This is a genomic window from Actinomadura harenae (assembly GCF_003696215.1).
GTDB classification, from domain to species: domain Bacteria; phylum Actinomycetota; class Actinomycetes; order Streptosporangiales; family Streptosporangiaceae; genus Spirillospora; species Spirillospora harenae.
In genome coordinates this window covers 1-12,325 of sequence record NZ_RFFG01000167.1, presented here as the reverse complement: position 1 = coordinate 12,325, position 12,325 = coordinate 1, and the positions used below count along the sequence as shown (strand labels likewise).

Below are 12,325 nucleotides of genomic sequence, written 5' to 3'. Positions count from 1 at the left end.
CACGGACACCGCCGCCGGGGCCGCGGAGGCCGCGGGGGCCGGAGGGGTGCGGGCGGCGGAGGCGTTCCGCTCGGGCGTGTCCGGGCGCGAGGCGTCGGCGGGCGAGGACGGGAGCAGGCCGTGGCGGGCGAGGGCCGCGCGGACGACCTCGACCTTGTGGGCGTGGGTGGCGTCGTCGATGCCGGTGCCGCGGCCCGTGACGTCCTCGGGCGGGAGACCGGTGAAGGCGGAGATCAGCGCGGCGGACGCGGTGGTGTTCGCGATGCCCATGTCGCCGGTGATCAGGCAGCGCGCGCCGGACGCGACCAGCTCGCGGGCGACCTCGATGCCCGTCTCGACCGCGCGCCGGACCTGGTCCGCGGTCATCGCGGGGCCCCGCGTCATGTCGGCCGTGCCGGACGCGACCTTGCGGGCGAGCAGGCCCGGGGCGGCGGCCAGCGGGGCGGCGACGCCGATGTCCACGACGGAGACCCGCGCCCCGACCTGGCCCGCGAAGGCGTTGACGACCGCGCCGCCCGCGAGGAAGTTCGCGACCATCTGCGCGGTCACCTCCTGCGGCCACGGCGTGACGCCCTGGGCGTGGACGCCGTGGTCGGCGGCGAACACGGCGACGGCGGCCGGTTCGGGCAGCGGCGGCGGGCACGTCCCGGCGAGGCCCGCGAGGCGGACCGAGAGGTCCTCCAGGACGCCGAGGGAGCCGGGCGGCTTGGTCAGCCGGTTCTGCAGGTCGCGGGCGTCCCGCATCGCGGACGCGTCGAGCGGCCGGACGGCCTCGACGGTCTCGGTGATCAGGTCTGCGGTGCCGGTGGTCGGTTCCATGCTGGCCTCTTCCTCAGGTGCCGAGGTCACGCAGGGCCTCGAGGAGTTCGTCGTCGGCGGCGCGGTCGCGGACGGCGATGCGGAGCCAGTCCGGGCCGAGGCCGGGGAAGGTGTCGCCGCGCCGGACGGCGAACCCGCGCTGCCGCAGCAGGACGCGGATGCCGAGGGCGTCGGGGACGCGCAGGCACAGGAACGACGCGCGCGGTGACGGCACGACGTACAGGCCGCGCGAGGTGAGCTCGGCGGCGAGGCGGTCGCGCTCGGCGCCCATCCCGGCGGCCCAGGCGTCCGCCTCGGCGACCGCCTCGGGCGCGCTGCACGCCTCGACGGCGACGAGCGCGGGTGTCGAGACGGCCCAGAGCGGCTGGGCCGCGGACAGCCGGGACACCAGGTCGGGCGCGGTGAGCAGGTATCCGGCGCGCAGTCCGGCCAGGCCCCAGGTCTTGGTGAGGCTGCGGACGACGACGAACCCGGACGGCAGCCGCCCGGCGAGGCTCTCGGGCTCGCCGGGGACGCAGTCCATGAACGCCTCGTCGACGATGACCGTCCGCCCGGGGCGGGCGAGGGAGGCGATCGCGGCGGCCGGGTGCAGCACGGACGTCGGGTTGGTCGGGTTGCCGATCACCACCAGGTCGGCGTCGGCGGGGACGGCGGCCGGGTCGAAGGTGAAGTCCTTGCCGAGCAGGATCCGCTCGACCCGGTGCCCGGCGGCGCGCAGCGCGGCCTCGGGCTCGGTGAACTGCGGGTGGACGACCACGGCCCGGCGCGGCCGCAGGACGCGGGCGAGCAGCACGAACGCCTCGGCGGCCCCGGCGGTGAGCAGGACCTCGTCGGGCGAGCGGCCGTGCCGCCGCGCGACGGCGCGGCGGGCGGGCTCGGGGTCGGGGTAGGCCGCCAGGTCGGCGACCGAGGCGCGGATGCGCTCGGCCAGCCACGCGGGCGGGGTCGCGGTCCGCACGTTCACCGCGAAGTCGCGCAGGCCGTCACCCACCTCGGCGTCGCCGTGGTGGGAGAGGTCGACATCGTCGTCGGTCAGTGCCTCGAGGTTCACTAGGTCCCCAACGTCTCAGCGGGCGTGAACGTGCCCGTGCCCGTGTCCGTGATCAAGGCCGTGGCCGTGACCGGTTCCGGCGGGATCGTCCGGGTGGTGGTGGGGGGTCTGCGGGGCGCCGACCTTGTCCTCGAACCCCGGCATGGCGATCCGGTAGACGCAGGTGTCGCAGTTCATGCGGATGTCGCCGCGCAGCGCCTCACGGTACCGCTCGAGGACCAGGTCGGCGAGGCCGTCGCAGTCGCCGATGACCTCGGCGCAGCGGACGTCGACGTCCGGGTGTGACGCGGACCACGCGTCCGCCTCGGAGACGACCCGGTCGGGCAGGACGCCGGAGAACAGGAAGTACGGGAGCACGACGATCCGCTCCGCGCCCAGGCGGCGCAGGCGTTCCAGGCCCTCGGGGACGCTCGGGCGGGCCAGCGAGATGAACGCCGGTTCGACGGCGGACAGGCCCTGGCCCTCGCCGGGGCCGCCCGCGCCGCGTCCCTCCCAGAACAGGCGCGCGACCTTGTGGACCTCGGCGTTGGCGTCCGGGTCGGTGGAGCCGCGCCCGACCAGCAGGACGGCCGTGCCGGGCCCGGGCCGGACGGCGTCCAGGCGCTCCTCGAGGAGCGCCAGCAGCGCCGGGTGCGGGCCCAGTGGACGGCCGTAGGCGTACGACAGCCCTGGATGCCGGACGAGTTCCCGCGCCATCGCGCCCGGGATGTCGCCCTTGCCGTGCCCGGCGCCGACCAGGACCAGCGGGACGGCCGCGAGGCGCCGGTGCCCGTCCGCGTACAGGCCCGCGACGGCCTCGGTCAGCGGCGGGCGGGACAACTCGATGAAGCCGCCCGCCACCGGCGTCCCGGTCATCACCAGGGCGAGCCTCCGGACGAACCGGCCGAAGTCGGCGACACCGTCCGCCGACCTCGTGCCGTGGCCGACGAGCAGCAGCGGCGCGTTCACTGGGGGTCCCCCTCGTAGTAGAGCAGTGCGTTGCAGGCGGCCGCCGCGACGGCGGACCCGCCCTTCTCGGAGACGTTGCTGACCTGCGGCAGCCCGCTGTCGCGCAGGGCCTGCTTGGACTCGGTGGCGCCGACGAAGCCGACCGGCAGGCCGATCACCAGGGCGGGCCGGACGCCGCGCTCGATGATCTCGGCGAGCGCGGTCGGGGCGCAGCCGACGACCCAGACCGCGCCGGGGCCGACCTCGGCGTAGGAGAGCCGGACGGCGGCGGCCGAGCGGGTGATCCCGGCGGCGCGGGCCATCCGCCCGGTCGCGGGGTCGGCGACGTGGCAGACGGTGTCGCGGGCGGTGATCCCGGCCGCGACCATCTCGACGTCGGTGACGACGGGCGCGCCCGCGCGCAGCGCCTCCAGGCCCGAGACCAGGTGCTCCTCGGTGGTGAGGACGTCGACCGCGTACTCCAGGTCGGCGCTGGAGTGGATGATCCGCTCGGTGACGGCGCGCCAGAGCGGCGGCATGGGCGACAGGTCCACGCGGGACCGCAGGATCCCGAACGACTCGATCTCGATCGGATGCGGCCTGCGGACCCGCGGCGTCCCCGGGCGGTCCGCCCCGGCCGCGTCGCCGGGGGTGTCGCCGGACGGGGTGTCGCCGGACGGGGTGTCGAGCGTCGCTCGGTCGGTCATCGGGTGGGTTCCTCTCACGGTCGCGACGCCTCCTCGATGGCGTCCACCGGGCAGACTTCGACGCACTCCCCGCAGCCGGTGCACAGCTCGGGCAGCACGAGCAGGGGGTTCCCGTGCGGCCTGATGGCGTGCTCCGGGCAGGTCAGGAGGCAGGCTCCGCAGCCCTGGCAGCGGTCGGTGACGGCGACCAGGGTGACACGCCCGCCGGCGGTCACGCCCACCGGTAGCCCCGGGGCGTGACGAACCGGCCGGCGACGTCCCGGGACCTGCTGGACCCGACCAGGACGACGGTGAACATGTCCACGTCGGCGGGGTCGAGGGCGGCGAGGGTGGTGAGCGTCGCGGTCTGGTCGCGGCGGGTGGCGTTGCGGACGAACCCGACGGGCGTCTCCGGCGGGCGGTGCTCGGCGAGGATCTTCACGACGGCGGCCAGCTGCCAGTCGCGCGCGCGTGAGCGCGGGTTGTAGAAGCACACCGTGAAGTCGCCCTCGGCGGCGGCGCGGACGCGGCGCTCGATGACCTCCCACGGCGTGTGCAGGTCGGAGAGCGAGATGTAGGCGTGGTCGTGGCCGAGGGGCGCGCCGAGCAGGTTGGAGGCGGCGAGCGCGGCGGTGACGCCGGGGACGCCCTCCACGTCGATGCGATCGTCGGCGAACTCCAGGGCCGGGCTCGCCATGGCGTAGACGCCCGCGTCGCCGGAGCCGATCAGGGCGACGGCGTTGCCGCGCGCGGCCTCCTCGACGGCGGTCCTGGCACGTTCCTCCTCCTGGCCGAGCCCGTTCTCCAGGACGCGGGTGCCCGGGCGGATCAGGTCGCGGATCTGGTCGACGTACTGGTCCAGGCCGACGATCACGGCGGAGCGGCGCAGGACGTCCTCGGCGCGGGGGGTGAGCAGGTCGCGGGCGCCGGGGCCGAGGCCGACGATGCCGAGCCGCCCGCGCGGGGTGAGGCGGGCGACGGCGCAGGTCGCGTTGCCGGTCTTGGCCTTGGCCGCGACCAGCTCGGCGTCCCGGCCGAGGACGCGGGCGGCGTGCAGCGCGGACGCCTCGGCGACCGACGGCGTCCCGACCTCGGCGCGGACGACCTCGGACGGGTTGGGCACGCCGACGGCGGCGAGGGTCTCCGCCGGGTAGGCGACGACCTCCCAGCCGCGTTCGCGGGCGGCGTCCAGGATGCCCTGCTCGTCGGCCTTGACGTCGATCGTCGCGACGTGGACGACGGACCCGGGGGCGAGCCCGGCCTCGGCGAGGGTCCGGTCGACCAGGTCGCCGACCTCGGCGGCCGAGACGCCGCGCGCCGACCCGATCCCGACGACCAGGGACGGCGGCCGGTACACCAGGCGGCTGCCGAACCAGCCCTCGTGGCAAAGGCAGGTCGCCTCGGCCTCGTCGCTGATCAGGATGCCGGTCGCGGCGTCCGCGGCGTCCTTGGAGACGTTGGGCGGGAGGGCGGGCAGCGGCCAGGGGTCCGCGCCTTCGAGCAGGACGGGCTCGCCGGACAGGACGGCCGCGCCGACGTGCGCGAGCAGCTCGGGGTTGTGGATCGTGAAGCCGAGGTCGCGGCCCCAGGAGTCGAGCGCGGTCACGTTGGCGGCGTCGCTGGCCGTGGTGATCACCGGCTGGGTGCCGAGGACGCCGGTCAGGCGCCCGGCCAGCAGGTTCGCGCCGTGGTGGCCGCCGAGGACGGCGACGGCGAAGCGCATGGACTCGTCCACGCAGACGACGGCCGGGTCCTCGGTCTTGTGGCCGAGCAGGGGCGCTAGGACGCGGACGGTCGCGCCGACGGCGAGGAAGGACACGATGGCGTCGCAGGTGCGCCACGCCTCGCGGAGGGCGTCGGCGGGCCTGTCCTCGGCCAGGATCCGGACCTCGCCGGGCCAGGCGGAGGCGAGGGTGGCGGCGGCGGTGCGGCCGCTCGCGGTGGCCGCGATGACCCCGATCACAGGGCGCCTCCAGGAAGGTCGGTGACGGGCCGCCGTCGCGGCGGCTCCGGGGGGCGGACGGTCGTCGGGTGCCGTTCGCCCCAGACGACGTGGACGGGATTGGTGGCGGCGAGCCGGTGCACGTCGCCGGGCAGGGGCGACAGGCGGTTCGCCTGGATCTGGACGGCCTCGACCGTGAACCCCTCGGCGGTCAGCGCGTCCATGGTCGGGCGGACACGTTCCAGTGCGGCGAGCGTGACGACGACGGAACGCAGGGCCCGCTCCGCACACGCGCGCACGACCTCGGGCCCGCCGCCGCCGACGAACACGGCGTCGGGGTCGGGGAGGTGGCGGAGGACGTCGGGGGCCGTGCCGCGTGAGACCGCGACCTTCACCTCGTGCGCGCGCACGTTGGCGCGGATGCGTTCGCAGGACGCCTCGTCCTTCTCGACGGCGACGACGGCCGCGCCGAAGCGGGCGCACTCGATCGCCACCGAGCCGCTGCCCGCGCCGACGTCCCACACCATGTCGCCGACGCGCGGACCCAGCTTGGCCAGGGCGAACGCGCGGATCTCGGCCTTGGTGACGAGGGAGTCGCGGTGCGCGAAGGCGTCCTCGGGGAGGGCCCAGGCGGACGGTCCGGGGCGTCCGCCCGCGAGCCAGCCCTTCGCGCCGACCGCGTGGCGCGGGTCCAGGACGAGCACGACGTTCGGGTCCCGCCACGGACGCGTCGACGCCTCGGCCGGGCGGACGTGCACGACCCGCTCGTCCGGTTCGCCCAGGTTCTCGCAGACGACGAACGTGCGCGGGGTCTGCGGGAACAGCTCGCGCGCGAGCTCGGCGGGCCCCGAACCGGGCGCGGTCAGGACGGCGACCTTGGGGTGGGCGCGGCACGCGTTCACCGCGCGCCGCAGCTCACGCCCGTGGGCGGACACGACGAGGGCGTCGTCCCAGGGGAGGCCCGCGCGCGCGAACGCCTGCGCCACCGACGACACGGCGGGCAGGACGCGCGGCTCGTGCCCGCGTTCACGCAGCGCCCGCACGATCCCGAAGAACCCCGGATCGCCGCTGGCCAGGACGACGGCGTCGTTGCCGGACGCCTCCGCGATGGCGTCGAGGGCGGCGGGGACGTTGCCCATGACGACCGTCCGCGTGCCGGACGGGACGGTCACGGACGCCAGGTGCCGCGCACCCCCGACCACCAGCGCGGCGGACGCCAGCAGGGCGGGGAGGGAGGCCGGGGGCGGGCCGCCGTCCAGGCCGACGACGGTGATCACCGTGATCTCGCCATCCGGCCGAACATCCCGACCATCTTCTCTCCCGTGAAGTCGACCAGGACGACCTGCGCGGCGACCGGGCTCTTCTCCGTCCCGGCCTGCTCGGCGGCGAACCGTTCCAGGACGTCCGCGACGCGGCGGCACAGCTCGCGGCCGCAGGGGCCGAGCACCCCGGCGGCCTCCCAGAGCTCGTAGGCGTGCCGTCCGGTGTTGGCGACGGCGACCTGCGCGGCCAGCTCCTCGTTCCCGGTCATGTCGCGGGTGAGGTCGCCGAGCATCGAGGTGTCGACCTTCGAGCGGGTGTAGTGGGTCATGAGGATCCCGGCGGCGAGCTTGGTCAGCTTCCCGGCCATCCCGACGAACACCAGCTGGGTGACGCCGTGTTCGACGGCCCGCCGGACGGCGGCGCCGGTGAAGTCGCCGACCTCCACGAAGCACACCTCGGGCAGCTTGGGCAGCATCTTCATGGCGCCCTTCTCGGTGCGCCCGCCCGTGCACAGGACGAGGGTCGTCTCCCCCTGGGCGGACATCACCGACACGGCCTGTTCGACGCTCGCGCGCCACGACGCCGTGGAGAACGGCCGGACGATGCCGGTCGTCCCGAGGATCGAGATCCCGCCGAGGATGCCGAGACGCTTGTTGGTCGTCTTGCGCGCCATCCGCTCCCCGTCGGGGACGGAGATGACCACGCGGACGCCGCGTCCGGTCGCCGGGTCCGTGCACTCCTCCGGGCCCGGGGCCTCGTCGAACACCGCGTCGTGCAGGGCCTCGGCGACCGCCCGGGTGATCATCGCGCGCGGGACGGGGTTGATCGCCGGGCCGCCCGGCTCGAGGCCGAGGCCCGGCTTGGTGACGACGCCGACGCCGACGCCGCCGTCCAGCTCCAGGCCCGGTTCGTCCCGCCAGGACACGTCGGCGGTGATGTGCGCGCCGTGCGTGACGTCGGGGTCGTCGCCCGCGTCCTTGACGACGACGGCCCGCGCGCGCCCGCGTTCGCCGTCCGTCGCGGTCTCCTCGATCCGGAAGGTGACGCGGTTGCCGGACGGCAGGGCGATCTCGACATAGCCGGGCAGTTCCTCGCCGCGCAGCAGCAGCGTCGCGGCCTTGGCGGCGGCCGTCGCGCAGGACCCGGTGGTCCAGCCGGTGCGCAGCGCCTTCTGCCGGACCTTCATCGTCCGCGGAAGGTCCGGTTCGCGCAGTTCACGCTCGTCGGTCATGGGTGGTCCTCGTCGGTCGTCGGAATCAGGACGACCGACGAGCCTCTCGGAGAGAGCGGCGCGCGGACGGCTCGGCGCGCCGGAAACCGTGGAAGTGACCCGGGTGGTACAGGTGCGAGCGCGTCCCGCCCGCCGCCAGGGCGGGGCCGACCAGCACGAGCGTGTGCTTCCACAGCTTGTGCGCCTTCACGGTCGCCGACAGCTCGCCCAGCGAGCAGCGGACGATCAGCTCGTCCGGCCAGCTGCACTGGTAGGCGACCACGCAGGGCGTGTCCTCCGGGTAGCCGCCCTCGACCAGCTCGTCCTGGAGCTGGCCGGAACGCGCCGCCGACAGGAACAGCGCCATCGTCGTCCCGTGCCGGGCGAACTCGCGGACCTCCTCCCCCGGCGGCATCGGCGTCTTGCCGCCGCCGAGCCGGGTCAGGACGACCGACTGCGCGACCTCGGGGATCGTCAGCTCGCGTCCGACGGCCGCGGCGACCGCGCTGAAGCTGGACACACCCGGGATGACCTCGGTGTCCAGCCCCATCTCCACGCACCGGTCGAGTTGTTCCTGGAGCGCGCCCCACAGGGCGGGGTCGCCCGAGTGGATGCGCGCGATCGTCAGCCCCTCAGCGACGGCCCGCTCGTAGTACGGCAGGACGCCTTCCATCGGCAGCTGCGCCGAGTCCACGATCTCGGCGTCGTCGCGCGCGTGCACGAGGACGTCCGGGTGGACGAGCGAGGCGGCCCAGATCACCACGTCGGCGTCCGCGATGGCCTTCGCCGCGCGGAACGTCAGCAGATCGGCCGCGCCGGGACCGGCCCCCACGAACAGGACGCGTCCCATCGTCGCGGATCCGGTCGCAGATCCGATGGACGCCGATCCGGTCGCCGGTCCGATGCTCACAGTTTGCCTCCTCGGCTGGTCCGGCGGCCCGGAACGATCAGGGTGGAGAGATAGGGGACGGGCCCGTCGATCGCGGCGGCGGGCGCCACGGCCTCGCCGGGCAGGCCGAGCCGGGCCCCGTAGACGGCGTCGTCGAGCCGTCCGGCGTCCTTGAGCGCCTCGACGACCTCGGCCGCCTTCGACCCGAACTTGTACGCCACGACGGTGTCGCCGGACGCCAGCGCCTCGCGGAACCCGTCCGGCCCGGCGGTCAGCGGGACGAGCGACACCGACTCGGTGCCCTCGGCCAGGACGGTCCCGGAGCGGGCGGCGAGGTCCTGCATCGCGGTGATGCCGGGGACGGTCTCGACCACGACGTCCGGGCGCCCGGCGAGAACGCCCTGCGCCAGGTAGGTGAAGGTGGAGTAGACGTTCGGGTCGCCGATCGTGGCGAACACGACCGTGCGGGCGCCCTTCCCGAACGCGTCCAGGACGCGCGCGGCGGCGGCGTCCCAGGCGGCGGCGCGCTTCTCGGTGACGCCGCCCCGGTCGTTCAGCGCGAACACGACGCGCTCGGCCTTCGCCGTGTACTCCCGGACGACCGACTCGGCGCGGCCCGGCTCGTCCGGCTCGAGGACGGGGACGAGCACGACGTCCGCCTCCTGGAGCAGCCGGACGGCCTTGGCCGTGACGAGCTCCGGGTCGCCCGGCCCGACGCCGACGCCGACCAGCCGCACCGGGCCCGCGGGCGCGGTGTCGGTGGCGAGGCGGGAGAACATGATCAGGTCCTCGTGGCGCCCGGCGCCGCGCTGGACGCCCTCGCGCCGGAACCCGGACTTCTCCGCGACGCGCATCGACGCGACGTTGTCGGTGAGCGTCCGCAGCTCGATCCGGTGCAGGCCGCAGTCGTCCAGGGCCCAGTCGCAGGTCAGCCGCAACGCCTCGGTGGCGTGGCCGCGGCCGCGCGTGGACCGGCGCAGCGCGTACCCGACCTCGCAGGAGTCGTGGATCGCGTCCACCCGGAACAGGCCGATGAACCCGATCAGCGTGTCGGTCTCGGCGTCGGCGATCGCCAGGTGCACCGCCACCCCGTGCCGCTGCCCGTTCGGGGCCGACACGGTCAGCCAGTGCGCGAGCGCCTCGGCGTCGGTGACACCGTGCAGGGGCTTCGGCAGGATCTCCGGCTCGGCCCGGACGATCTCCACCAGCGCCTCCGCGTCGTCCAGGGTCAGCTGCCGGACGATCGTCCGGCCTTCGGTCAGCCTCACGGGACGGCGGAAAACACTCTCGTTCATAGGGCGGCGGCCTCCACGAAGCGGCGGGCGGAATCAGGTGATCCCGCCCAGTGAAGATGCAGGTAGGACGCGACGCAACCGCCCTCGACGAAACCGGCCGGCCCCACCGTGCTCCACTGCCACGCGGGTGTTCCGCCGTGCGACGGATCCGTCGCCGTGCGGTGGAACTCGTGCCCGTGGAAGCGCTCGCCCGCGCGCGCGACCACCGAATCGGCGACGGCGACGGCCGCCCGGTAACCGAGCGTGAGCTTCGGCGTCATCGTCGCCCGCACCCCGCCCAGGACGCCGCACATCGGCCTGCCGTCCAGCTCGTCCGCGAGGTAGAGCAGCCCGGCGCACTCGGCGTAGACCGGGCCGGTGAACGCGGCGATCTCCTTGCGGAGCGACTCGTTCGCCGACAGGTCCGCCGCGTACACCTCGGGGAAGCCGCCGCCGATGACGACGCCGCGCGTGCCGTCCGGGAGACGCTCGTCGCGCAGCGGATCGAACCGGACGACCTCCGCCCCGGCCGCCGCGAGCAGCTCCTCGTTCTCTGCGTAGCCGAACGTGAACGCCGCTCCCCCGGCGACCGCGACGCGCGTGCGCACGGGCTCGTGCAGCGGCGGCGTCCAGGGCTCTTCGTGCAGGTCAGGGGCCGAACGCGCGAGCGCCATGAGCGCGTCGAGATCGCAGTGCGCCGCGACCAGCGCGCCCAGCCGCCGGACGGTCTCGACCGCCTCGGCGTGCCGCTCGGCCGCCGGGACGAGCCCGAGGTGCCGGGAGGGCTTGGCGACGTCGTCCGTCCTCGGCAGCGCGCCCAGCACGGGAACGCCCGTCTCCTCGATCGCGTCCCGGCACAGCGCCGCGTGCGCCTCGGACCCGACCCGGTTGAGGATCACCCCACCGAACCGGACGTCACCGAACGACCGGAAGCCGTGCACGATCGCGGCGACCGAACGGCTGGCCGCCGACGCGTCCACGACCAGGACGACCGGCGCGTCGATCAGGTTCGCGACGTGCGCGGTCGACGCGAAGTCGCCGCCGGACGCCCCGCCCGGACCGGCCTTCGCCGCACCGTCGAACAACCCCATGACGCCCTCGACGACCGCCACGTCCGCGCCGCGCGCGCCGTGCAGCAGCAGCGGCGCGACCAGCGCCTCCGACGTCAGCCACGGGTCGAGGTTGCGGCCCGGGCGGCCGGTCGCGAGACCGTGGTAGCCGGGGTCGATGTAGTCCGGGCCGACCTTGTGCGGCGAGACGGCGAGGCCGCGCTCGGCGAGCGCCGCCATCAGCCCGGTCGCGACGGTCGTCTTGCCGCTCCCGGACGACGGCGCGGCCACGACCAGCCGGGGAAGCGCTACCACTCGATGCCCTTCTGGCCCTTCTGCCCCCGGTCCATCGGGTGCTTGACCTTGGTCATCTCGGTCACCAGGTCGGCGGCGTCCAGCAGGCGCGGATCGGCGTCCCGGCCGGTGATGACGACGTGCTGGTTGCCCGGACGGGCGCCCAGCGTCGCGACGACGTCGTCGACGTCCACCCAGCCCCACTTCATCGGGTAGGTGAACTCGTCCAGGACGTACAGCCGGTACGTCTCGGCGGCCAGGTCGCGCTTGATCTGCTCCCAGCCCTCGCGCGCGTCGGCCGCGTGGTCGGCGTCCGAGCCCGGACGCTGGATCCACGACCAGCCCTCGCCCATCTTGTTCCAGGCGACCGTCCCGCCCTCGCCGCTCTCCCCGAGGACCTTCAGCGCGGTCTCCTCGCCGATGCGCCACTTCGCGGACTTCACGAACTGGAACACCCCGATCGGCCAGCCCTGGTTCCAGGCGCGCAGCGCGAGCCCGAACGCGGCGGTCGACTTCCCCTTGCCCGGTCCCGTGTGCACGACCAGCAGCGGGCGGTTGCGGCGCGCGCGCGTGGTCAGGCCGTCCTCCGGGACGTACTCCGGCTTCCCCTGCGGCATGTCAGGCCACCTTCCGAACATCCCGGACGACCCCGGCGAGGGAGTCGGCCCCCAGTTCCTCCAGCCGGACGACCTCGCCGCCCAGCCGCTCCCCGAGCGTCCCGGCGAGGCCGAGCCGGACCGGCCCGGACTCGCAGTCCACCACCACGGACGCCACGTCCGCGAGCAGCGCGGCCGCGCGCGCCGGATCCTCGCCGTGCGTCGCCCGGCCGTCGGTCACGACGACCAGCAGCGGACGCCGCGCCGGGTCGCGCAGCCGCTCGACGCGCAGCACCTCGGCGGCGCGCATCAGCCCGGCGGCCAG

The 12,325-nt window shown here is 75.1% G+C and carries 12 protein-coding genes and 1 pseudogene; all 13 read right to left on the bottom strand.

Features of this window, described 5'->3' with window-relative positions; genetic code table 11:
- Positions 1-819 (bottom strand): nicotinate-nucleotide--dimethylbenzimidazole phosphoribosyltransferase (locus EBO15_RS40780; RefSeq protein ID WP_147481882.1); only part of this gene is annotated, 819 nt, incomplete at its 3' end.
- Positions 820-832: 13 nt separating this feature from the next.
- A complete protein-coding gene (gene cobC, locus EBO15_RS40775; protein WP_233616815.1) occupies positions 833-1,870 on the bottom strand; it encodes an Rv2231c family pyridoxal phosphate-dependent protein CobC in 1,038 nt (345 codons plus the stop codon).
- A gap of 15 nt (positions 1,871-1,885) precedes the next feature.
- On the bottom strand, positions 1,886-2,818 hold the full coding sequence (locus EBO15_RS40770) for a sirohydrochlorin chelatase (protein ID WP_122199803.1): 933 nt from the start codon (positions 2,816-2,818) through the stop codon (positions 1,886-1,888).
- Positions 2,815-3,504 (bottom strand): precorrin-8X methylmutase, encoded by a 690-nt coding sequence (locus tag EBO15_RS40765; RefSeq protein ID WP_122199802.1) that lies wholly within the window; start codon positions 3,502-3,504, stop codon positions 2,815-2,817. The genes EBO15_RS40770 and EBO15_RS40765 overlap by 4 nt, the downstream gene beginning before the upstream one ends.
- Before the next feature lie 14 nt (positions 3,505-3,518).
- A complete protein-coding gene (locus EBO15_RS40760) occupies positions 3,519-3,725 on the bottom strand; it encodes an indolepyruvate ferredoxin oxidoreductase subunit alpha (protein ID WP_233616814.1) in 207 nt (68 codons plus the stop codon).
- A complete protein-coding gene (cobJ, locus tag EBO15_RS40755) occupies positions 3,716-5,446 on the bottom strand; it encodes a precorrin-3B C(17)-methyltransferase (protein ID WP_122199801.1) in 1,731 nt (576 codons plus the stop codon). Before cobJ ends, EBO15_RS40760 begins: the two co-directional genes overlap by 10 nt.
- The gene (gene cbiE / locus EBO15_RS40750) at positions 5,443-6,702 is read right to left on the bottom strand and encodes a precorrin-6y C5,15-methyltransferase (decarboxylating) subunit CbiE (RefSeq protein ID WP_122199800.1); all 1,260 of its coding nucleotides are present in this window, start codon (positions 6,700-6,702) and stop codon (positions 5,443-5,445) included. The genes cobJ and cbiE overlap by 4 nt, the downstream gene beginning before the upstream one ends.
- Positions 6,699-7,919, bottom strand: coding sequence for a cobalt-precorrin-5B (C(1))-methyltransferase (locus EBO15_RS40745; protein WP_122199799.1), 1,221 nt, complete (start codon positions 7,917-7,919; stop codon positions 6,699-6,701). Before EBO15_RS40745 ends, cbiE begins: the two co-directional genes overlap by 4 nt.
- 25 nt (positions 7,920-7,944) lie before the next feature.
- Positions 7,945-8,808 (bottom strand): precorrin-4 C(11)-methyltransferase, encoded by an 864-nt coding sequence (gene cobM, locus EBO15_RS40740; RefSeq protein WP_233616813.1) that lies wholly within the window; start codon positions 8,806-8,808, stop codon positions 7,945-7,947.
- A complete protein-coding gene (cobI, locus tag EBO15_RS40735) occupies positions 8,805-10,082 on the bottom strand; it encodes a precorrin-2 C(20)-methyltransferase (protein WP_122199798.1) in 1,278 nt (425 codons plus the stop codon). The genes cobM and cobI overlap by 4 nt, the downstream gene beginning before the upstream one ends.
- Complete coding sequence (locus tag EBO15_RS40730) at positions 10,079-11,425, bottom strand: cobyrinate a,c-diamide synthase (RefSeq protein ID WP_122199797.1); 1,347 nt, start codon at positions 11,423-11,425, stop codon at positions 10,079-10,081. The genes cobI and EBO15_RS40730 overlap by 4 nt, the downstream gene beginning before the upstream one ends.
- Positions 11,419-12,021 (bottom strand): cob(I)yrinic acid a,c-diamide adenosyltransferase, encoded by a 603-nt coding sequence (gene cobO, locus EBO15_RS40725; RefSeq protein ID WP_122199796.1) that lies wholly within the window; start codon positions 12,019-12,021, stop codon positions 11,419-11,421. Before cobO ends, EBO15_RS40730 begins: the two co-directional genes overlap by 7 nt.
- A gap of 1 nt (position 12,022) precedes the next feature.
- Positions 12,023-12,325 (bottom strand): annotated as a pseudogene (locus tag EBO15_RS40720) (magnesium chelatase); the annotation flags it as partial.